This window comes from Thermanaeromonas toyohensis ToBE, assembly GCF_900176005.1.
Taxonomy (GTDB): Bacteria; Bacillota; DSM-521; order Neomoorellales; family Neomoorellaceae; genus Thermanaeromonas; species Thermanaeromonas toyohensis.
In genome coordinates this window covers 726,704-747,332 of record NZ_LT838272.1, presented here as the reverse complement: position 1 = coordinate 747,332, position 20,629 = coordinate 726,704, and the positions used below count along the sequence as shown (strand labels likewise).

Below are 20,629 nucleotides of genomic sequence, written 5' to 3'. Positions count from 1 at the left end.
TCGGGTAAGGGCGGGATGGGGAAATCCCCCTTCCGCCCTTCCCGGCCCAAAGTTGAAAAAGCTCAAAAAGAGGGGCTGCTACTAATGTAGCGTCTATTTTGAGGGGCGGGAGGTAAAGCTTAATGATCGTTCAGCAGCTATTTCTGCTCTCCGTTCTCCTGTATATTGCCGGAGCAGTTGCCTCCCTGGCGCTGAATAGAGCCGGTAAAATTGCCAACTATGCTTCAGGAATAAGCGCCTTTGCGGCAGCAATCGCCGGGATGGCTTCGGCCATCCCGGTCTTCGCTCGTGGAACGGGCTTCACCATGGAAGCGGTGGGGGTTATACCTTTTGCGCGCTTGATTTTCCAGGTCGATATCTTTTCTGCCTTTATGGTGCTGGTCATTTCGCTGCTGGCGGCCGCTACAGCTATTTACTCCCTTTCTTACCAGGAAGAGTATATCGGGAGGGGCGCTGGAGTACTGGGTTTTTTGAACAATATTTTCATTACGTCCATGGTCCTGGTAGTTACCAGCGGCAACGCCTTCTATTTTCTTATTTTTTGGGAGCTAATGACCCTGGCTTCTTATTTCTTGGTTAGTTTTGAACAAGAAAACAAAGAGGCTGTCGATGCGGGTTTTCTCTATTTCCTGGTGGCCCACGCTGGGACAGCCATGATTATGCTTTCGTTTTTTACATTCTTTCTTTACACGGGTAGCTTTGATTTCGCCTCCTTCCGTAGCGCGAACCTTTCGCCGGTGACCAAGAATTTGGCCTTCCTACTGGCCTTCTTCGGATTCGGGGCCAAGGCCGGTATTATTCCCCTCCACATCTGGTTACCACGGGCTCACCCTGCGGCTCCTTCCAACGTTTCCGCCCTCCTGTCGGGTGTGATGATTAAAACCGCTATCTACGGCATCCTCAGGGTTGGTGTGGATTTCCTGGGCTCTTCCGTCTGGTGGTGGGGGCTTACGGTTCTGGCCTGCGGGGCAATTTCGGCTGTCCTGGGTGTCCTTTACGCTATAAGTGAAAATGATCTCAAGCGTTTGCTGGCCTATTCCAGTATCGAGAACGTGGGAATCATCCTGATGGGTGCCGGTGTGGGCATGATGGGCGTTGCCAGCGGGCAGCCCGTTCTAGGAGTGCTCGGCATCCTGGCGGGGCTCTATCACCTTATAAACCATGCCGTTTTCAAAGGCCTTCTGTTCCTCGGGGCAGGTTCAGTAATCTATCGCCTCCACACGAAAAACATGGAGGAGATGGGCGGGTTAGCCAGGCAAATGCCGTGGACGGGATTCACTTTTCTGGCCGGTGCTTTAGGCATCTCAGCTATCCCTCCTCTCAACGGCTTTGTCAGTGAATGGTTTATCTACCAATCGCTATTTATGGCGAGCACCGGCGGCATCCTGGCGGTCAAAGTGTTGGCACCCCTTTTTGCGGTCATATTGGCCCTGACAGGGGCGTTAGCGGCGATGTGCTTTGTAAAAGCCTATGGAGTTACCTTTGCCGGTCCTTCGCGCAGCGTTCGCGCCCAGGAGGCCAGAGAAGTGCCGGTGCCGATGCTTGCCGGGATGGCGATTCTGGCGGCTGGCTGTATTATCCTCGGGCTGGGCGCACCGGTTGTTGCTCCTTATATGGGTAAGGTAGCCTCAGCGTTGCTGGGCACTTCCCCAGTACGGGTAAGTAACGGCTTGCTGGTATTTCCGGCCAGCAGCGCATGGGCCATGCTTTCCCCACCCCTTATTGCCCTTCTCCTCGTAGGGCTGGTGACGTTACCCCTGTTAATTGTTGCGCTTCAAGGCGGGATGCAGGCCGGGCGGCGTGTGGACTCTGAGCCGTGGGCATGCGGGTATAAGTATTCGCCCCGGATGGTGTACGCCTCTTCTGCCTTTGCCCAGCCGTTGCGCGTGCTTTTCCGCTCTGCCTATTGGCTTAGGACTACTCTCGAGGGGCCGGGTTATGCCATTGCCTCGTATGGCAAGGGAGCAATGGCCTACGTCGCCCGCATGGAGTCGATGTGGGAAGATTACATCTACCGTCCCCTGGCCCGTGGTACGGTCCATCTGGGCAAACGGGTGCAAGCCCTCCAGATGGGCAATGTCCGGCTATACTGCGTTTATATCATTGTAACGCTCGTAGCTTTGCTGATAGCCACGGTCAGATAGGAGGAGAAAAAGATGGCCGGTAATAATTTACTCCTCATCGGCCTGGTGCAGGCCTTGTTCGTCCTGGTAGTAGCGCCTCTTTTTACGGGCTTTTCCCGCACTTTAAGGGCGAAGCTGCACTCCAGGAAAGGCCCCGGTATTTTACAGAACTACCGGGACATCTTTAAACTCATAAAGAGGCAAGAGGTGGTACCTGCCCAGGCTAGCTGGGTCTTCCGGTTTACCCCTTATATAGTGATGGCCACTACCCTGCTCATGGCTATGATAATCCCGATTTTAATCCTGCAGTCACCCCTGGGGATGGCGGGGGATCTCATCGCTGTCGTCTACCTGTTCGCGGTGGTCCGTTTCTTCTTTGCCCTCGCCGGGCTGGATTCCGGGAGCGGATTCGCCGGGATAGGGGCCAGCCGGGAGATGGCCCTGGCCGTTCTAGTGGAGCCTACTATTATCCTGGTGCTGTTCGTGGTGGCCCTTCTCGCCGGGTCGACCGATCTGGGAACGATCAGCCAGAAGGTGGCGGCCGGTGAGATATCCTATTATAGCCCGGCAGTCTGGCTGGGTATGGCGGCCTTTGCTGTTACCACCTTTATTGAAACCGGTAAGCTCCCTTTTGACCTGGCGGAAGCCGAACAGGAGATTCAGGAGGGACCTCTTACGGAATATTCCGGGCGCTCCCTGGCCATCCTCAAGTGGGGTTTGTATATGAAGCAGGTTGTGGCCATCGCCTTATTTTTGGCCGTCTTCTTCCCCTTTGGGAGCGCGGCGGTGGTTAGCACTTCCTCCCTTCTGGTATCCGGGGCTACTTTCCTTCTGAAGGTGGCCGGCTTTTACGTGATCGCGGCGCTGCTGGAAAACGGCATGGCCAGATTGCTCCTTTTTAAGACCCCCGCAGTAACCTGGGTGGCCTTCGGAATAGCCCTGCTGTCCTTCGTTTTCTACCTGGCCAATGTTTAATTGATGTGGGAGGGGTAAGAATAGTGTCCGGCACTAGCGTAGTCAACGCCCTGGCTGTGCTGCTCATCCTGACCTCCATGCTGGTGGTGGAAACCCGGAAGCTCCGGACGGCGGCGTACATGTACAGCATCCAGTCCCTGGTCCTGGTGGCGATTTTTCTATCCCTGGCCGTATTTATGGAGGCAAAACCGCTGTATATTTGGTCCCTTAGTGCGCTTTTCACCAAGACCTTCCTGGTGCCCTATCTCCTCATCAGGACCCTCAAAAAGGTAGGGATTAAGGAGGAGGGGCGGGCACCGGAGACAAGTTCGTCTGTTTTTCTTGCCGTGGGCCTGGTGGCTTTATCCTTCGCGGTAGTAGAACCTTTTCATATGCAAGCGGTACTGAAGTTGAGGGTGGCCTTGGCCGTTTCTATAGCTCATTTTCTACTGGGCTTGCTCTGTATACTTGCTAGAAAAAATGCGCTCAAGCAGATATTGGGCTATTGCCTTATGGAGAACGGGTCGCATTTGACCCTGGCCATCATGGCCTACAACGCCCCCGAAACCGTAGAGATCGGTATCCTGACTGACGCTATTTTTGCCGTGGTGATCATGACAATTATTGCCAGGCGGCTTTTCAAAGATTTCGGCACCCTGGACACCGATAAGCTCACACTACTAAAGGGTTAGGTGATAGAAGTGGGAGAGAATATTTTATTCTACTTGCCTGCGGTACCGCTGGGAACAGCCCTGTTGGCCTTCGGGATAAGGTCCCGGCGTGTGGTAGAGGTCGTACACTTTGCCGGGATCAGTATCGTGGCTTTTCTCTCCTTGCTGCTGGTGCAGTACGTACTTAACGGACAAAGGTTATTCGCCCTTGAAGAAATGCTCTACGCCGATAGCCTGACAGCGGTCCTTATTCTTATTATCGGGGTAGTGGGGTTTCTGAACGGCTTTTACTCTATAGTATATATGCGATATGACCTAGATCATGGTGAAGTAGATGAGAGGGGCGTCTGCTCCTATTACGGTTTTTACCATATACTTTTGTTCACCATGGTTATTTCTGCCCTATCCAACAATATTGCCATTATGTGGGTGGCAGTGGAGGCAACCACGTTAGGTTCAGCCTTCCTGGTCGGGTTCTATAAATATAAGACTTCGGCGGAAGCTGCCTGGAAGTATGTCCTGATCTGCAGCGTCGGTCTGGCCTTTGCCCTGTATGGGACCATCCTGACCTACTCCAACGCCTTTGCCATGGTGCAGGATGCCCACCGGGCGATGCTATGGACTGAGTTAGTAAGGATGGCCCGGGGTCTCGACCCGCAGGTGATGAAACTGGCTTTTGTATTCATTTTGATCGGCTTCGGGACCAAGGTGGGCCTAGCCCCTATGCATACGTGGTTGCCTGATACTTACAGCGAATCCCCAAGCCCGGTTAGCGCCCTGCTGTCGGGTGTACTGATGAAGTGCGCGCTATTTGCGATAGTAAAATATTATACCATTGCCTTGCAGGCCGTCGGCCAGGAGTTCCCGCAGACCCTGCTCCTCATTTTTGGCCTTTTGTCTGTGGGTGTCTCGGCTTTTTTCATCCTGGTGCAGAACGATATCCAAAGGAAGCTGGCTTACAGTAGTGTTGAACATGTAGGCATCATCGCCACCGGCCTGGGCGTAGGAGGTCCGCTGGGAATATTTGCCGCGCTCTTTCACGCCGTAAACCATAGCATCACTAAATCCCTTCTGTTTTGCACGGTGGGCAATGTGACTCTCAAGTATGGTACCAGGGACTCCCAGAAGATTAGCGGTATGTTCAAGGTAGCCCCCGCTACTGCCTTTATGTTGGCGACCGGGCTTCTGGCTGTGGTCGGTTCACCGTCTTTTAACGTCTTCATAAGCGAGTTTATGACCCTGACGGCGGGCCTGCAAGCCGGGTATTTCTGGCCGATGATACTCTTCCTTATCTTGCTGGTCATCGTCTTTGTCGCCTTTTTTATCCTGATAAGCGAGACGGTCCTCGGTTCCCCTCCGGAAGATCTACCCCGGGGTGATGTAAACTGGCTGACCTTGTTGCCTCTGGGGCTCCTGTTTCTGCTCATGGCCGGGCTGGGGATATATTTACCTGCTCCGTTAAATGGATTGCTACAGAGCGCAGTGAGCGTTGTCCTGGGAGGGGCGATATAGAATGGTTTGGTATGCGCTAGGAAGCATCTTGCTACCCGTATGGGGAAGTCTCCTTGTACCATTTTTACCGGAGCGACACGTAAAAAAGGTGGCTCAGTTTTTCTCCTTCCTGGCTTTTGTCAGCGGTTTGCTTCTGCTGCTCGCTTTTGCTGTCAACCGCACAAGTTTTACCCGGGAACTAGTGACTATAGGCGATATCACCTATTATGGTGTAACTATAGATACCCTCAGCGTTTTGGTTAACTTCTTAGTAGTTTTTATCGGCTGGCTGATCTGCACCTACTCGGCCGGGTATATGAGCCCTGATAACAGAGAGCATCCAATTAAAGAAGGGATTCCCAGGTTTTATGCCCTCATGCTGCTTTTTATCGGCTCTATGGCGGGTGTGGTCTTCTCTTCCACACTGCTCGGACTCCTGTTCTTCTTTGAAATGACCGGTCTCTGCTCGTGGGGTTTGATCGGATTTTACGGGGATCAAAAATCCCGAAGGTCCGCGCTCTGGGCGATTGCACTCACCCACTCCGCCGCGCTGGGACTCTATGTGGCTACGGCCTATCTTTATGTAAAGACCGGGAGCTTCTCGGTGACCGCCCTTAACAAATTAACGGACGCCGGGAAAACCCTGGCCTTTATCGGAATCCTGATCGCCTGCTGGGGCAAGTCCGCTCAGCTTCCTTTTCATCCTTGGCTGCCCCGGGCGATGGTGGCGCCGACCCCGGTAAGCGCCTATTTGCATGCCGCTTCGATGGTTAAGGTAGGGGTCTACATCTTCGCCCGCACCGTCCTGGCAGCGGGGGCGGTTCCCCAGGTTATCGGCCTGATCGGGGCCATCATGGCAACAGTTACCATGATATACGGCTTTATCATGTATTTCCCGCAAGATGATATGAAGCGACTGCTCGCCTACTCTACGATCACCCAACTCTCTTACATTTTCCTGGCCCTCTCCCTTTATATCTACGGTTCCAAGATGGCCTTAAATGGTGCGGTGGCCCACATCTTTAACCACGCTTTTGCTAAGGGCCTGTTCTTCTTGGTTGCCGGTGCGCTGTCCTATACCACCGGTACCCGCCAGCTCTCGATGCTCAAGGGGATTCTAAATAAAATTCCGGTGGCGGGTTTGGGTTATATTGCGGCTGCCATGGCCATTACAGGCGTTCCCCCTTTTAATGGTTTTTTTAGCAAATTTATGATCGTAACTGGCGGTTTCGAAATTGGTAAGCACTATCCGCTGATCCTTGTCCTAATTATCGTTACGATTATGGAGTCTGTGGGAAGTTTCATCTGGTTCCTAAAGTGGATGGGAGCCAACGTCTTGGGCACACCCTCGGAGGTAGTGGCCAGTGCCGCTGAACCGCCCTGGGCCATCAAATTTGTGCTCGTCCTTCTTATGATCATGACGCTGATTTCCCAGTACCTTGCTTTGCTCTTGTTAAGCTAGAGACAAAGGGAGGCTGAGATAGTATGCCCAAGGAAACGAAATCCGAACAGGATAGAAAAAAATACGTGAAGGCCCTGCGCTCTAAGTTTGGAGCGGTTATCCTGGAAGAGAGCTGGCAAACGCCGGATCAAGTAACCCTGACGGTGGAACTTAACTCCCTCCCAGAAGTTGTGGAAGAGGTATATTATGGGCAGAGTGGGTGGCTCTCTAATGTGATCGGAAATGATGAGCGCAGCTTGAACGGACACTTTGCGGTATATTACGTTTTATCCATCGAAGAAGAAAGGGATCCCCATAAAAACTTCTGGCTGACGGTGAAGGCCCTCGTTCCTTCCCATAAACCCGAATTCCCCTCGGTAACCCCGCGGGTACCGGCGGCGGTATGGTACGAACGGGAGGTGCGGGATATGCTGGGGCTGGAGCCGGTGGGCCTCCCGGATGCGCGCAGACTAGTATTGCCCGATGACTGGCCGGATAACCTGTATCCCCTGCGGAAGGATATGGATTACCGGTTACGCCCTGACCCGGTAGCAGAGGAAGAAAACTACGAGTTTATCGAAGTAGAAGGAGAGGGTATTGTCGAGGTACCCCTAGGTCCACTGCATATTACTTCCGACGAGCCGGGGCACTTCCGGCTCTTTGTCGACGGCGAGTATATAGTGGACGCTGACTACCGCCTTTTCTACGTGCACCGGGGCCTGGAGAAACTGGCTGAAAACCGCATGGACTACGACCAGGTTACTTTCCTGGCCGAGCGGATCTGTGGCATCTGCGGTTACGCCCATAGTGTGGCGTATGCTGCGGCGGTGGAAACGGCCAACGGGATTGAGGTACCGCCGCGGGCCCAATATATCCGTACCATCCTGCTCGAGGTGGAGAGGGTGCACAGCCACCTCTTAAATCTAGGGCTGGCGGCCCACCTGGTGGGTTTTGATTCGGGTTTCATGCATTTCTTCCGGGTGCGGGAGAAGGCTATGCAAATGGCCGAGATTCTCACCGGAGGCCGGAAAACCTACGGCATGAACCTTATTGGAGGAGTGCGCCGGGATATTTTAAAAGAGGAGAAGGACCGGGTCTTGCGATTAATTTCTGAGATCCGGTCTGAACTGGGTGAACTCATCGATATGCTGCTCAATACTCCCAACTTTATCTCACGAACCCAAGGAGTAGGCCGCCTGGACCCCAAGGTAGCCCGGGACTATAGCCCGGTGGGTCCTAATATACGGGGTTCCGGATATGCCCGGGATACGCGGGCGGACCACCCTTATGGGGCCTACGACCGGGTATCCTGGGACGTCATTTCCAAGGAGGGGTGTGACGTTCTTTCCAGGGAGCTGGTACGGGCAGAAGAGCTATATGAGTCCTTAAAAATTATTGAGTGGTGTTTGATGGAAATGCCTCCCGGCCCGGTCCTCGTGGAGGGGTTTACCTATAAACCGGGAACCTACGCCCTGGGATATGTGGAAGCCCCCCGGGGAGAAAATGTCCACTGGGTAATGACAGGAAACGACCAGAGGGTGTACCGGTGGAGGCCGCGGGCTTCTACCTATAATAACTGGCCAGCCCTGCGGTATATGTTTCGCGGCAACACGGTGTCTGACGCGCCGCTGATTGTAGCCAGCATCGACCCCTGCTACTCCTGCGCGGAAAGGGTTACGGTGGTCGATGTGCGTAAAAAGAAAGCGAAGACTATTGGATACAAGGAGCTGGAAAGATACTGCCGGGAAAGGAAATACTCGCCGCTAAAAGTCTAACCCGGCTAAAGCTAGCCAAAGGAAGGGGGATCTATGAGTGCTAAGACTGCTTAAGAAAGCGCTGCAGGTCGGGCAAGCCACAGTTAAGTACCCCTTTAAGCCAGTGGAAGTGGCACCTGGCTTCCGCGGGAAACCGGTTTATGATTTCAGCCGGTGTATAGCGTGCGGGGCCTGTGCTACTGCTTGCCCGCCCAATGCCATTACCATGGACTGCGATTTAGAGCGGGGGATTAAGTCCTGGAATATAAACTACGGCCGCTGCATTTTCTGCGGCCGCTGCGAGGAAGTATGCCCTACGGGCGCCATCGCCCTTTCGGCAGAGTTTGAATTGGCCGTTGCCCGAAAGGAGGATCTGTACTGCCGGGCTGAGGTCCAGCTCTGTAAGTGCATCTCCTGTGGGGAATACTTTGGACCCTCTCGCGAGCTGGAATACGTTCTGGCCATCCTGAAACAGGCAAGATTGCTGGCAAGCGGCCACGAAGGCTGGGAGCAACTCCTTAAAGTATGCCCGAAGTGCCGGCGACAGGAGATCGCGAAGAGTACAGCTAGAATCTTTGGGCGCGCGGGCAAGGTTCTAGGAGGGAGCAAGTAAAATATGGACCAGGAAGTAAAACTGGCAGAGCTAAAGGCCAAGCTTAAAAACGTTATAAAACGCTCCGTCTATGTGTACCGCGTAGACTGTGGTGGGTGCAACGGGTGCGAGATTGAAATTTTCGCCGCTATCTCACCTGTTTATGACCCGGAAAGGTTCGGGATCAAAGTGGTAGCCTCCCCACGGCATGCCGATATTCTTCTCTTCACCGGACCCATGACCAGGGCTATGCGGCTTCCGGCTATACGGGCGTATAAAGCGGCACCCGATCCCAAAATCGTGGTAGCTTACGGCGCGTGTGGCTGTAGCGGCGGTATCTTCCACGACTGTTACTGTGTGTGGGGAGGGGCTGATAGCCTTTTCCCGGTAGATGTATATATTCCTGGCTGTCCTCCCACTCCGGCAGCGACCTTATATGGCCTGGCTATGGCCCTGGATTTGCTCCAGCAAAAGATTAAAGGAGAGCAGTTGGTAGAAACGGAAGTTACCCGGGTTACTCCGAAATACGAAGGGGTTTGCCCCGCCCTGGCTAAAGACATCGAGCGGGAGGCCCGCCGTTTGAGCGGCTACCTGCATGGCCGGCGCATAGCCGCGCAATATCTCAAGTTCGTGAGGGAAAAAGACCCGCTGGCGGTCGACCGGAAAATTAAAGAGCTGGTAAAGCAGGAGAAAGATCCGCGACTGGCCGAAATTCTTTTGAGCTTGCACAAGATTTATATGGAGAGGGTAGGCCATAATGCCGGGTAAGGTAAAATTCTTTAAGCTGTGCAAGAGGTTTGTGGACGAAAAAGACGCCCCGCCCGAGGTTAAGCAGCTAGAGTATTATGCCCTGGCCCTCGGTCACCATATAGGAGTAGTTGATTGTTTGTCGCCCGTTATGGTTATGGAAGAGAAGGACTATTTTAAATGGATTAGTAAACTGCCCCAGGGGAAAGCCAGGAGCAAGCTGGAAGGCCTGTCCAAGTGGGGAGAACTAGAGATAAATAGAGAGCACGTTGCCCCATTAGTATCGGCACTGGTAAAAGCTTCTCCCAGTTTCCTCCCGGAGGAGAAGAAATGGGCCGACTGCCTGCTACAGCTTCTCCAATCCATACAAAAAGAACCAGCTATATATCTGGTGGTGAGGCTAAGTGAAGGGGCTAGTGATTACTGTAGGCAACGAGCTGATGGGTGATGATGGAGCAGGGCCGCTCTTGGCCCGGCTTTTAGAACAAAAGCGTATACCCGGCTGGCAGGTTATTGATGGCGGGTCAGCGCCCGAGAATTACCTGCATCAGGTACGGGAGTTAAAACCGCAAGTGGTAGTACTGGTTGACGCCTGTGAGATGAACCTGCAGCCCGGGAGCATACGCCTCCTTTGTGAAAGTGACATTGCCTGCGAGTTTATTTTGTCCACGCATCGGTTACCTTTGTCATTCTTCATCTCAGCCTTGAAGGAACTGGTGTCGGAAGTCTATTTTATTGGTATCCAGCCTGCGGTAGTTGCCTTTGGTTGGCCAGTGTCTCCTGAAGTAAGGCAAGCAGTAGAGATCGTGTATCAAAAGTTACAAGCCGGGAAGCTCGATTTTCCCTACCTTGGTGGACAACGCCCTGTAGAGGCGAAGCACAAGGCCGCCAGGGCGTGGGCCCAAGAAAAATTTTTGAAGAACTTCAGGAAGGAGGATAGCTAAAATGAAAGGTATTATCTTTTCCGTGCTCCAGGAGTACGCCGGGAACCGGCACGGCGACGAAGGAAGGGAAGCCTTTAGGAGGGCGACCGGGCTGACAACGCCGCTCGCCACTTCAGACTATCCCGACGAGAAAGTGGCGGCGGCCGTGGAGGCGCTGGCCGAGCTTTCCGGCAAGAAGCCGGAGGAGGTGCTGGCCGATTTCGGCCGCTATTTCGTGGCGGAATCACCATTAGTGCAGAAGACCTATGCGGCGTATTTTAGGAATGCCAAGGATGCCAAAGATTTCCTAATGAAGATGGACTCAGTCCACGTCCAGGCCACCAAAGCCCTACCAGGCGCCGCACCTCCACGGTTCGAGTACGAGGACCGGGGCAGCGAGCTGGTGGTCGTCTACCGCAGCGAGAGGAAGCTCTGCCCGCTGCTAAAGGGTCTGATCGAGGGCATAGGGCTGCGGTATAACGGTAGGCCGTTATCCTGGCGCGAGGAGGCCTGCATGCTGCGCGGAGCCAAGGCCTGCCGCTTGGCCGTGAGGTTCTAGGCGGGGAAAGCTTGATTTTGCATACCTCGGGTGATTAGGGAGAGGGATTAGGATGCATGAACTGTCCCTTACGGCTGAGTTATTAAAGCTATTGGAACACGATGCCCAAGAGAAAGGTATAAAGCGCATAAAGAAAGTTAAGCTGGTGATAGGGGCGATGACCTCGGTTTTAGCGTCTGCCGTGGAGTTTTCTTTTTACGCGCTTGAAAAAGGGCCGTTGTTTGAGGGGGCCCAATTGGAAATAGAGGAAAGGCCTGGGCGGGGACATTGCCGGGATTGCCTGGCGGAAGTTGTTCTGGATAATTGGTGTATTATGTGCCCTTCCTGCGGGTCGAGGAGGGTTTCTATAGATCAAGGAAGAGAGCTTTATATTGATTTCTATGAGGGCGAATGAACCCTGGGAAGGATTGCCCTTGAAGGGATCACCCTGGAAGGATACCGCCACAGTCATTACTCGATTATTAATGTTAGCAGAACATATAATTCATATTTTAGCAGCGATCCTGCTCATTATAGCGGCAATAGGGATCTCCTTTCAGTCACTTATCGAAATAAAAAAGTTTTCCTGAGTATCCGGCAGATGCTCTATGTGTGGACCCGTTTATTTATTTCGGCGAATTGGGAGTAAATGCTATCGTAATTTTAATCCTAATGGCTTCTTTCTATTTGTGGCAGAAAGGGTATAGCTTGAACGTTTTAAAAAAGAGCGAAGGGAATATCGATGGAAGTAATATTGGCTCCCAAAATTCTTCAGGCCAATCCAAGAGATAGCTCAGCAAAACCAAAAGCCTCTATCCCAAAGACTAACTGTCAACCTGACAGGTTCTCCGCCTCAGCCTACCCTCAACCCCACCTCGGCAATCATGTCCAGGTCTTCTTGGATCTCGTTGCCCCGGGTGGTAAGGTAGTTGCCCACCATCAAGCCGTTTACGGCCACCGCTAAGGCTTCTTTTTGCTTCTCTCCCAGCCCTGGCTCCCGCCCGCCGCAGAGGCGGAAAACGGCCCTGGGAATAATGAGGCGGAAAAGAGCCAGGGTTTTAAGAATCTCCTCCACCGGGAGGCGCTCTTGATTGGCCAAGGGTGTGCCGGGAATGGGGTTCAGGATATTGACCGGCACTGACCGTACTCCCAGTTCCCGTAGCTCAAAGACCATTTCCAGCCTATGGGCCATAGTTTCCCCCAGCCCGATGATCCCACCGGAGCATACATTTAGCCCCGCGGCCCTAGCCGCCTGGACAGTGGCCACCCTTTCTTCAAAGGTATGGGTGGTACAGATCTGGGGGAAGTAGCTCCGGCCGGTTTCCAGGTTGTGGTGGTAGGTGGTGACCCCTACCTCCTTCAAACGCTGGGCCTTTCCTTCGTCAATGATCCCCAGGGAAGCACACAGCTTAAGGCGGGTCTCGGCCCGCAGGACCCGGTAGATTTCCAGCACCTTCTCAAAGTCCCTTTCCCCAATACCCTTACCACTAGTAACCAGGGCAAAGCGCTTTACTCCAGCAGCTTCCATCCGCCGGGCCTTTTCCAGGGCTTTTGGCACATCAATGAGGGGATACACCTCCACGCCGGTTTTATAACGGGAAGACTGGGCGCAAAAACAGCAATCCTCGCTGCACAAACCTGAGCGGGCGTTGATGATGGCACACAGCTCCACATCCCTGCCCCCGAAGCGTTCCCGGACCTGGCGGGAGAGATCCAGAAGGTTCACCAATCTTTCCCGTGGCCATCCAGCCAGGTAATACGCTTCTTCCCAGGATAAGCCTTCTCCCCCAAGGACCTTTTCTCTAATCTTCTCCCACATTAGATTCTTTCCCATGTACCTACCCCTCCGCTCACCTACCGGTTACTACGGCTATAGATTCATAGGTAATCTCTAGAACCCGGTTTAGCTCTTCGTTAGACATGGACAGCACGGGCATGAGGACAATGACATTGCCCAAGGGGCGAATGACCAGCCCCCTACGACGGGCCTCCAGGATAACCCGGTGACCTATTTGCTCCTTCATGGCATAAGGCAACAAAATTGCCGGTAGTCAGACGAGAACCTCCGCTTCCCGTCCCCCCACCTTTCCACGGCTTCTACGGTCGCAGCCTTAACTCGGGGATGATGAGACAGGCCCAGGTAATTGTTGGAGGAAAAAAGCACCATTTCCTGCCCATTTATCCTTGTTCTGGGGCCAGCGAGCCCCTCCAGTGGGCCGGGCAACTGGCGATAAAAATGGCTTTCCTTTAGCAACTCCAGTTCTTTTTCTAGAAAATAAGCCAAATCTATCCCTCCCCTGGGATATTATTCTCTATTGTCAACCGATATTCCTTCTAAGGTTGACATTTTCCACATATAAAAATCGCAGGCAACTTATTTGACATATACCCTCAGCACTATTTAGCCCCCTAAACCAATTTGGGAAAAATTTATTTGTAGAAGCCCTTTATGCTAAAATGTCCCGTTATGGCCTACTTAAAAAAATAATGTCAACTTTTTTTAACGTGTAAACCCCACATTGACATTGGAATTGTTAGGCCGCCTAGCTCTAGCGACCTTATTTCTTTTGGCACGCTTTTTGCTAAAAATTCTATCAAAAAATTCGAGAGATAGAATGTTAAGGAGGAGGTGGGACCAGCTTGCGCTATGTAGTGATAGGCAGTAGTGCAGCAGGAATAGCTGCTCTAGAAACCTTGCGCTCCTTGGGCGGGCCAAAGGTGAAGATTAGCCTAGTCACCCGGGATCCGGGAGAACCCTATTCCCGCTGCCTTTTACCCGACTTGATAGCAGGATATAAGACAGAAAACTCTTTACGTATTCGCCCGTCAGGTGTTTACCAGAAATTGGGTGTAGAAGCTTTCTCTGGCTTAGCAGCAGTTGAGTTAAAGCCTCAGGAAAAAAGGGTAGTCCTGGAAGACGGCCGCGAACTCGCCTACGACTACCTCTTAGTAGCTACAGGAGCTAGCCCAGTGGGCCTGGGAGTCCCCAACGAAGAAGCCCAAGGCGTTTTTACTTTGCGCAACTTGGATGATGCACAAAAGATCTTGGCTCTTACTCCCGGTATTTCCAGGGCCATAGTAGCTGGCGGGGGGTTAGTGGGGCTTAAGGCTGCTTACGCCTTGAAAAAGGCCGGTGTCCCGCGGGTTACAGTATTGGTAACTAGTCCTCGCCTTCTAAGCCGCCAGTTGGACAACGAAGCAGCAAGCTTAGTAGAAGCGGAACTGTCCCAACTAGGCATTGAGTTCATTTATAATTGCCAAGTAACTTCCTTTGCCGCCGACCATTACGGTAACCTTGAGAGCGTTGTGCTAAAGGACGGCCGTGAGCTACCCGCTGATTTAGCTATAGTAGCTAAGGGGGTGCGCCCCAATACCGAACTGGTAGAGAAAGCTGGTGGCAGGGTGGAGCGAGGGATCGCGGTAGACCGCCACCTAAAAACCTCGCTCGAGGATGTTTACGCGGCAGGAGATTGTATCCAGGTAACCGACCGGTTAACCGGGGAAAAAGTGAATTCTGCCCTTTGGACCCTGGCCTTTGAACAAGGCCGTTATGCTGCAGCCAACATGCTGGGGATCTTGCGCCCTTACCCCCTTCCCCTTACCCGGCTTAACAGCGTCCGTTTTGGGACTTTAGGTGTTATCTCAGTGGGACGGTTAGAAGGGCCGGAGGTGCTATCCCGGTATGACCCTTTAAACCTCTCTTACCGCCGGCTAGTCTTTGAGGGCAACCGGCTGGTGGGCTTTATCTTAGCCGGAAAAGTGGATGGCGCAGGTATCTACACTGCTCTGGTGAAATCAGGCCGCCCAGCCTGGGCTTTACGCTATAAGCTATTGGAAGGCCAAGTAGGAGGCCTGGCTTTAATGGGAGGCCGCGATAGCGCTTATAATAGTCACCTTAACGAAAAGCAGGCAGTTTTAGAGATATAGGGGGCGGAGAAAATGCCAAAAGAAGTGCTGATTAACTTTGACCGGTGCCTGGGCTGCCTATCCTGCAAGCTAGCTTGTGCTGTAGCCCATTCCCGGGAAGGCGATATCTTTAAGGTAGTATTGGGGGGCGAGAGGCCCCAAAGCCGCATATTTGTACATCAAGCAGGAAAGATAAAGGTCCCCTTAAACTGCCGCCACTGCCAGGAGGCACCTTGTATCGACGCCTGTATTGCCGGGGCCATGCACCGGAAAGAGGACGGCACAGTGACTAATGTGGGCGGAGAACAAGAATGCACTGGGTGCTGGATGTGCGTCATGGTTTGCCCTTACGGCGTAATAAGAAGCGATGAAGAAGGCCTTAAGGCTTTGAAATGCGACCGGGAATGCCGGGACGAGGAAGGGCTCCCTGCCTGTGTAAAGGCCTGCCCCACCGGCGCCCTTCTTTACACTGAAGTGGATGAATTTAGCAGCCGGCGGCGGAAAAGTTTTTTGGAGCGAGCCTTAAGCCAGATGTTCTAACTTTAGAACACGGGCACTTTAATACTTAGGCAGGTGCCAATAAATTTATACTATGAAAACAGAAAAACAGTAAAGGAGGATACCCCTCCGGGCATCCTCCTTTATCTTTACATCCTCTACTTTAATAATCCATGTTCGGGGTGGGCGGTGTCTTCTCTTCCTTAGGTATCTCAGCCACCAGCGCCTCGGTGGTGAGGAGCATGGAAGCGATGCTGGCTGCGTTCTGGAGGGCGCACCGTGTTACCTTGGCCGGGTCGACAATACCAGCCTTGATCATATCTACATACTGTTCGGTTACCACATCGAAGCCGATATTAGTCTTCTCATTCTTGACCCGGTCCACGATGACCGAACCTTCAAGCCCTGCGTTGGCACAGATCTGACGCAAAGGTTCTTCCAGGGCCCTCTTAACAATCTTTATACCTACAGCCTCGTCGCCCTCGGCCTTGAGGTTATCTAACACCGGGATGCAATGCACCAGGGTGGCACCACCGCCAGGGACGATACCCTCTTCCACCGCCGCCCGGGTAGCCGCCAACGCATCCTCGACGCGGTGCTTCTTCTCTTTGAGCTCGGTCTCTGTGGCTGCACCTACCTTGATTACGGCTACGCCACCAGCCAGCTTAGCCAAGCGCTCCTGTAGCTTCTCCCGGTCATAATCAGAGTCCGTCTCTTCGATCTGCTTCTTAATCTGGGCTATACGACCAGCTACTGCTTCTTTGCTACCATAACCCTCCACAATAGTGGTCTTCTCTTTTCCGATCTTAACCTTCTTGGCCCGGCCAAGCATATGCAGTTCTACATTCTCTAACTTAACGCCCAAGTCCTCAGAGATGAAGGTACCGCCAGTGAGTATTGCGATATCCTCCATCATGGCCTTCCGGCGATCGCCAAACCCAGGGGCTTTGACAGCCGCGCAAGCTAAGGTGCCCCGGAGCTTGTTCACCACTAAAGTGGCCAGGGCTTCGCCTTCCACATCTTCAGCAATGATGAGGAGCGGCTTACCGGTGCGGACTACCTTCTCTAACAAGGGGAGGAGGTCATTGATGGCAGAGATTTTCTTCTCATGGATAAGGATATAAGGCTCCTCTAGTTCACATTCCATGGCCTCAGGGTTAGTTACAAAGTAGGGGGATACATAACCCCGGTCAAATTCCATACCTTCCACTACTTCTACGGTGGTGGTGGTACCTTTGGACTCTTCTACCGTGATGACGCCGTCCTTACCTACTTTTTCCATAGCCTCGGCAATAAGCTCGCCGATAGCCGGATCATTAGCAGCTATGGAGGCAACATGGGCGATGCTTTCTCTGGATTCCACTGGGATACTGATCTTCTTAATCTCCTCCACCACCGCTTCTACGGCCCGATCTATACCCTTCTTAAGGAAGACAGGATTAGCGCCCGCCGCTACATTCTTAAGACCCTCTAACATAATAGCCTGGGCTAGAACTGTAGCGGTGGTCGTACCATCGCCAGCTACATCATTGGTCTTGGAAGCAACTTCCCGGCAAAGCTGAGCTCCCATGTTCTCCATGGGATCTTTAAGCTCTATTTCTTTAGCTACCGTTACACCATCTTTGGTGATAACGGGAGAACCAAATTTACGCTCCAGCACTACGTTACGGCCTTTAGGGCCTAAAGTTACTTTAACTGCCTGGGCAACGGTGTTGACGCCCCGCTCCAGGGCTCGCCGTGCTTCCACATCAAAGGCTAATTGCTTGGCAGCCATCCCTCGCAACCTCCTTTTAGGCTAATTTACTCTTTTACCGCTAATATGTCGCTATCCCGAATAATTAAGTATTCTTCCCCATCCACCTTGACTTCAGTACCGCTATACTTAGCGAAGACTACCCGGTCGCCTTTTTTAACTTCTGGTGGGATCCGGGTTCCATTGTCGAGGACCCTGCCCGGACCTACGGCTATCACTTCTCCTTCCTGCGGCTTTTCCTTGGCCGTGTCTGGCAGGTAAATTCCTCCTTGGGTCTTCTCCTCGGCAGTAATCACTTTAACCACTACTCGATCGCCGAGGGGCCGCAGCATACACCCTTCTCCTCCCTTCCTGGGCTATAAATTTTGTTAGCACTCACCAAAGGTAAGTGCTAACAGCCAACTATAATAATATACAAGCTCGTAGGTGTTGTCAATAGGAACCCCCTCTAAAATACAATTTTTTGCCGGCGTAAGTATACATTCAGCACTATCCCTAAAGCTAAGAGATTAGTTAACATGGAGCTACCACCGTAACTAAACAAAGGAAGGGGAATACCCGTAACTGGCATAACCCCGATGGTCATCCCTACATTTACCAAAAGGTGAAAGGCGAACATAGAGCAAACCCCTGTAACCAGGAGGGCTCCAAAATAATCCTTGGCTTGGGAAGCGATACGGACCATTCGATAAAGGAGATAAAAATATAATCCCAAGATACCTAAGCTGCGGAAAAAACCCAGCTCTTCACCTACCACTGCAAAAATAAAATCTGTATGATGCTCGGGCAGGAAATTGTACTGGACCTGGGAGCCATGATATAAGCCTTTGCCCCACAGTCCACCGGAGCCTATAGCTACCTGGGACTGGATAAGATGGTAACCTGCGCCGCGCCCACCTTCTCCATCATTATAAGGATTAAGCATCACTACCAGTCTTTTAACCTGGTATTCTTCCAAAGGCAGAGGTAACCCCCAATGGAAATGAGCATAAAATAGGAGGACAACAGCAACCGCGCCACCCACTGCCAGGCCAAAAAAAAGCCGGCTGTTAACTCCCCCTACATATAACATACCCCCAAAAATAGCCATAAATACTAGCGCTGTCCCCAGATCCGGCTGTTTAAAGATGAGCAACATAGGTACTCCCACATGTAAGGCAGGTACCAGAAGGTCTCTAAAACGGTTTAAGCGACCCTGGCGGATCTCCAGCAATCTAGCCAGGGTAATGATAATAATGAGCTTGCTGAACTCGGAGGGTTGAAAAATAAAGGGTCCCAGCGCTATCCATCGCTGGGCACCTTTAGCTTCACTGCCTATTACTAATACCGAAGCCAAAAGCGCCAGGTTAAGGACATAAAAGAAATAGTAATAGCGCCTCAGGTGTTGATAATCCAGGCAAAGGACAAGACCCATTCCTAAAAGACCTAAGAGGATCCACACTATCTGCTTTTTTACATAATAACCAGGATTGGGAGTGATGCTCGTAGCCGCACTATCCAGCACCACCAGCCCTATGCTTAGAATAGCAAAAACTACAAAGACCAAGGAATAATCCAGGTTGCGCCAGAACCGGCGACTAAGCATTTTCCCGCCACCTTTAAGGCCCTGTGTAGAATACCCTACTCAATTATACACCAATACTGACTTCCCCATTTAGGGATCTAAAGGGAAAATAATTGGCGGCCTAGACAGGTGGCATATTAACCCGCTCTAGTAGCTCAGTTCCTCTCCGCTAGCCTGCTTGAAGGTCCGTTTAATACGCAAGATGGGAATATTAGCTACAAGGGCCACAGTATCCTCATTTCGGCTTAAGGTTACTTCCAGCCCCGCCAGATCAATTTCTAGATATTCAGAGATGACCTTTATCAGGTCTTCTTTAAGAGCTTCCAAAAGGTGGGGAGAAACACCTACCCGGTCGTGGACCAGGACCAACCGCAACCTTTCTTTGGCTACCTTTTTACTGGCTGTAGTTTCTTTCCCAAAAAAGCGCAGGATAAAATCTAGCACGGTTGGTCCCCTCCTTAGCCCAGGCCGAAGAACTTTTTAAGTTTAGCCACCAGGCCTTCATTGCCTTCAAGATTTAGTAAAGGCACTTCCTCGCCTAAAAGGCGTCGGGAAATGTTATAATAGGCTTGTCCCGCCCGGGAACGCTTATCCAAAATAGCCGGTTCTCCTTTATTGGTAGACACTACAATAAGCTCGTCTTCTGGTACCACTCCTAGGAGCTCTATAGCCAGGATCTCCAGCATATCGTCGATATCCATCATGTCCCCCCGCCGTACCATGTCCGGGCGGATACGGTTTATTATAAGGCGGGGAGCTTCCATTTCTGCCGCTTCCAGAAGTCCAATTATTCTATCTGCATCGCGTACAGCAGCTACCTCCGGAGTAGTCACCACTAGCGCCTTTTCTGCACCAGCGATGGCGTTTTTGAAGCCCATCTCTATACCGGCAGGGCAATCAATAAGAACAAAATCGAAATCTTCCTTAAGCTGGTCACACAGGTCTATCATCTGGTGGCGAGTGACTGCTGTTTTATCCCGCGTCTGGTTAGCTGGGAGTAGGTAAAGGTTTTCCAATCTCTTATCCCTAATGAGGGCCTGTTTTAAACGACACCTTCCCTCTACTACATCTACCAAGTCATAGACTATGCGGTTTTCTAAACCCAATACCACATCCAAATTCCGGAGGCCGATGTCGGTATCCACCATAACCACCCTTTTTCCCAGGAGGGCCAGCCCGGTACCCAGGTTAGCGGTGGTGGTAGTCTTCCCGACTCCGCCCTTACCGGAAGTGATAACAATCACTTCACCCATTGCGGTCCTCCTCTTTTATTAAATTGCCTGGCTCCAGGTAACGCCTGTCACCACCAGGCTGGTATCTTTCAATAATTACGACCCCATCCTGTACCCTAGCAATCTCCGGTTTCTTTAGGGGCTCGTCCCCTTTATCTGGAGGACGGGCTATGTATCCTGCAATACGCAGCTGGGTAGGCTGGAGATTAAAAGCGATGACTACCGCACTTTCGTCCCCTTCCGCCCCAGCATGGACTAGACCCTTTAAAGCCCCCATGACTATTACATGGCCACCGGCCACCACCTCGCCTCCGGGGTTTACGTCGCCCATAACTACCACGTTACCCGGATAGTAAACCCGCTGCCCTGACCGGATAGTCCGGCGAACCAACAAGGTGTGACCCGAGGAAAGGTTACCGGAAGGAGTAGGGTAAGGCACGAG

Annotated in this window: 22 protein-coding genes and 1 pseudogene; 14 read left to right on the top strand and 9 right to left on the bottom strand. The window is 52.3% G+C overall.

Going from position 1 to position 20,629, the window contains the following annotated elements; translation table 11 throughout:
- Positions 1-122: 122 nt before the first annotated feature.
- The 12 genes and pseudogenes from hyfB to hypA all read left to right on the top strand — a co-directional run bounded on the left by hyfB (position 123) and on the right by hypA (position 11,649).
- Positions 123-2,144 carry a hydrogenase 4 subunit B gene (gene hyfB / locus B9A14_RS03600; protein WP_084664088.1) on the top strand — a complete coding sequence of 674 codons (2,022 nt, stop codon included), beginning with the start codon at positions 123-125 and terminating at the stop codon, positions 2,142-2,144.
- A 12-nt stretch (positions 2,145-2,156) separates the two neighbouring features.
- Positions 2,157-3,098, top strand: coding sequence for a respiratory chain complex I subunit 1 family protein (locus tag B9A14_RS03595; RefSeq protein WP_084664086.1), 942 nt, complete (start codon positions 2,157-2,159; stop codon positions 3,096-3,098).
- Between the two features lie 23 nt (positions 3,099-3,121).
- Positions 3,122-3,769, top strand: a complete 648-nt coding sequence (hyfE, locus tag B9A14_RS03590) for a hydrogenase 4 membrane subunit (RefSeq protein ID WP_084664084.1) — start codon at positions 3,122-3,124, stop codon at positions 3,767-3,769.
- Positions 3,770-3,778: 9 nt separating this feature from the next.
- On the top strand, positions 3,779-5,260 hold the full coding sequence (locus B9A14_RS03585; protein ID WP_084664082.1) for a hydrogenase 4 subunit F: 1,482 nt from the start codon (positions 3,779-3,781) through the stop codon (positions 5,258-5,260).
- 1 nt (position 5,261) lies between these two features.
- Positions 5,262-6,701, top strand: coding sequence for a hydrogenase 4 subunit D (locus B9A14_RS03580; protein WP_084664080.1), 1,440 nt, complete (start codon positions 5,262-5,264; stop codon positions 6,699-6,701).
- Positions 6,702-6,724: 23 nt separating this feature from the next.
- Positions 6,725-8,455 carry a hydrogenase large subunit gene (locus tag B9A14_RS03575; RefSeq protein ID WP_084664078.1) on the top strand — a complete coding sequence of 577 codons (1,731 nt, stop codon included), beginning with the start codon at positions 6,725-6,727 and terminating at the stop codon, positions 8,453-8,455.
- A 37-nt stretch (positions 8,456-8,492) separates the two neighbouring features.
- Entirely contained in the window at positions 8,493-9,047 is a 555-nt protein-coding gene (locus B9A14_RS03570) for a formate hydrogenlyase complex iron-sulfur subunit (RefSeq protein WP_084664076.1), read from the top strand.
- Positions 9,048-9,050: 3 nt separating this feature from the next.
- Positions 9,051-9,794 (top strand): NADH-quinone oxidoreductase subunit B family protein, encoded by a 744-nt coding sequence (locus B9A14_RS03565; RefSeq protein ID WP_084664074.1) that lies wholly within the window; start codon positions 9,051-9,053, stop codon positions 9,792-9,794.
- On the top strand, positions 9,784-10,221 hold the full coding sequence (locus tag B9A14_RS03560) for a formate hydrogenlyase maturation HycH family protein (RefSeq protein WP_084664072.1): 438 nt from the start codon (positions 9,784-9,786) through the stop codon (positions 10,219-10,221). Before B9A14_RS03565 ends, B9A14_RS03560 begins: the two co-directional genes overlap by 11 nt.
- A pseudogene (hycI, locus tag B9A14_RS03555) lies at positions 10,178-10,624 on the top strand (hydrogenase maturation peptidase HycI); the annotation flags it as partial. The gene B9A14_RS03560 and the pseudogene hycI, both read left to right, overlap by 44 nt.
- 94 nt (positions 10,625-10,718) lie before the next feature.
- The gene (locus B9A14_RS03550) at positions 10,719-11,255 is read left to right on the top strand and encodes a heme NO-binding domain-containing protein (RefSeq protein WP_084664068.1); all 537 of its coding nucleotides are present in this window, start codon (positions 10,719-10,721) and stop codon (positions 11,253-11,255) included.
- A 52-nt stretch (positions 11,256-11,307) separates the two neighbouring features.
- Complete coding sequence (hypA, locus tag B9A14_RS03545) at positions 11,308-11,649, top strand: hydrogenase maturation nickel metallochaperone HypA (protein ID WP_084664066.1); 342 nt, start codon at positions 11,308-11,310, stop codon at positions 11,647-11,649.
- Between the two features lie 438 nt (positions 11,650-12,087).
- Here the strand turns inward: hypA and bioB are convergent, their stop codons facing one another.
- Genes bioB through B9A14_RS16920 form a run of 3 tightly spaced genes read right to left on the bottom strand, consistent with a single transcriptional unit; the run spans position 12,088 to position 13,518 of the window.
- Positions 12,088-13,068: a biotin synthase BioB gene (gene bioB / locus B9A14_RS03530; protein WP_197686559.1), complete on the bottom strand. Its 981-nt coding sequence runs from the start codon at positions 13,066-13,068 to the stop codon at positions 12,088-12,090.
- A 16-nt stretch (positions 13,069-13,084) separates the two neighbouring features.
- A complete protein-coding gene (locus B9A14_RS03525; protein WP_197686558.1) occupies positions 13,085-13,270 on the bottom strand; it encodes a hypothetical protein in 186 nt (61 codons plus the stop codon).
- Positions 13,255-13,518, bottom strand: coding sequence for a hypothetical protein (locus B9A14_RS16920; protein ID WP_157109766.1), 264 nt, complete (start codon positions 13,516-13,518; stop codon positions 13,255-13,257). The genes B9A14_RS03525 and B9A14_RS16920 overlap by 16 nt, the downstream gene beginning before the upstream one ends.
- Before the next feature lie 356 nt (positions 13,519-13,874).
- On the opposite strand from B9A14_RS16920, the gene B9A14_RS03520 reads away from it, so the two are divergent.
- Complete coding sequence (locus B9A14_RS03520; protein WP_084664060.1) at positions 13,875-15,161, top strand: NAD(P)/FAD-dependent oxidoreductase; 1,287 nt, start codon at positions 13,875-13,877, stop codon at positions 15,159-15,161.
- 12 nt (positions 15,162-15,173) lie between these two features.
- Positions 15,174-15,680, top strand: a complete 507-nt coding sequence (locus tag B9A14_RS03515) for a 4Fe-4S dicluster domain-containing protein (RefSeq protein WP_084664058.1) — start codon at positions 15,174-15,176, stop codon at positions 15,678-15,680.
- Positions 15,681-15,801: 121 nt separating this feature from the next.
- On the opposite strand, the gene groL is transcribed toward B9A14_RS03515, so the two are convergent.
- The 6 genes from groL to minC all read right to left on the bottom strand — a co-directional run bounded on the left by groL (position 15,802) and on the right by minC (position 20,626).
- Positions 15,802-17,412, bottom strand: a complete 1,611-nt coding sequence (gene groL / locus B9A14_RS03510) for a chaperonin GroEL (RefSeq protein ID WP_084664056.1) — start codon at positions 17,410-17,412, stop codon at positions 15,802-15,804.
- 26 nt (positions 17,413-17,438) lie between these two features.
- The gene (gene groES, locus B9A14_RS03505) at positions 17,439-17,723 is read right to left on the bottom strand and encodes a co-chaperone GroES (RefSeq protein WP_084664054.1); all 285 of its coding nucleotides are present in this window, start codon (positions 17,721-17,723) and stop codon (positions 17,439-17,441) included.
- Between the two features lie 116 nt (positions 17,724-17,839).
- Positions 17,840-18,976 carry a rod shape-determining protein RodA gene (rodA, locus tag B9A14_RS03500; protein WP_084664052.1) on the bottom strand — a complete coding sequence of 379 codons (1,137 nt, stop codon included), beginning with the start codon at positions 18,974-18,976 and terminating at the stop codon, positions 17,840-17,842.
- A 126-nt stretch (positions 18,977-19,102) separates the two neighbouring features.
- Complete coding sequence (gene minE / locus B9A14_RS03495) at positions 19,103-19,399, bottom strand: cell division topological specificity factor MinE (protein WP_084664050.1); 297 nt, start codon at positions 19,397-19,399, stop codon at positions 19,103-19,105.
- 14 nt (positions 19,400-19,413) lie between these two features.
- Entirely contained in the window at positions 19,414-20,208 is a 795-nt protein-coding gene (minD, locus tag B9A14_RS03490) for a septum site-determining protein MinD (protein WP_084664048.1), read from the bottom strand.
- The gene (gene minC / locus B9A14_RS03485) at positions 20,201-20,626 is read right to left on the bottom strand and encodes a septum site-determining protein MinC (protein ID WP_231967895.1); all 426 of its coding nucleotides are present in this window, start codon (positions 20,624-20,626) and stop codon (positions 20,201-20,203) included. Before minC ends, minD begins: the two co-directional genes overlap by 8 nt.
- Positions 20,627-20,629 lie beyond the last annotated feature (3 nt).

Bases quoted from the DNA above. Each gene is read 5' to 3' on its own strand.
- minD (WP_084664048.1), bottom strand. From the start codon at position 20,208: ATGGGTGAAGTGATTGTTATCACTTCCGGTAAGGGCGGAGTCGGGAAG.
- groES (WP_084664054.1), bottom strand. From the start codon at position 17,723: ATGCTGCGGCCCCTCGGCGATCGAGTAGTGGTTAAAGTGATTACTGCC.
- rodA (WP_084664052.1), bottom strand. From the start codon at position 18,976: ATGCTTAGTCGCCGGTTCTGGCGCAACCTGGATTATTCCTTGGTCTTT.
- hypA (WP_084664066.1), top strand. From the start codon at position 11,308: ATGCATGAACTGTCCCTTACGGCTGAGTTATTAAAGCTATTGGAACAC.
- bioB (WP_197686559.1), bottom strand. From the start codon at position 13,068: ATGGGAAAGAATCTAATGTGGGAGAAGATTAGAGAAAAGGTCCTTGGG.
- hyfB (WP_084664088.1), top strand. From the start codon at position 123: ATGATCGTTCAGCAGCTATTTCTGCTCTCCGTTCTCCTGTATATTGCC.
- B9A14_RS03565 (WP_084664074.1), top strand. From the start codon at position 9,051: ATGGACCAGGAAGTAAAACTGGCAGAGCTAAAGGCCAAGCTTAAAAAC.
- B9A14_RS03515 (WP_084664058.1), top strand. From the start codon at position 15,174: ATGCCAAAAGAAGTGCTGATTAACTTTGACCGGTGCCTGGGCTGCCTA.
- B9A14_RS03550 (WP_084664068.1), top strand. From the start codon at position 10,719: ATGAAAGGTATTATCTTTTCCGTGCTCCAGGAGTACGCCGGGAACCGG.
- B9A14_RS03595 (WP_084664086.1), top strand. From the start codon at position 2,157: ATGGCCGGTAATAATTTACTCCTCATCGGCCTGGTGCAGGCCTTGTTC.
- B9A14_RS03575 (WP_084664078.1), top strand. From the start codon at position 6,725: ATGCCCAAGGAAACGAAATCCGAACAGGATAGAAAAAAATACGTGAAG.
- B9A14_RS03580 (WP_084664080.1), top strand. From the start codon at position 5,262: ATGGTTTGGTATGCGCTAGGAAGCATCTTGCTACCCGTATGGGGAAGT.
- groL (WP_084664056.1), bottom strand. From the start codon at position 17,412: ATGGCTGCCAAGCAATTAGCCTTTGATGTGGAAGCACGGCGAGCCCTG.
- B9A14_RS03560 (WP_084664072.1), top strand. From the start codon at position 9,784: ATGCCGGGTAAGGTAAAATTCTTTAAGCTGTGCAAGAGGTTTGTGGAC.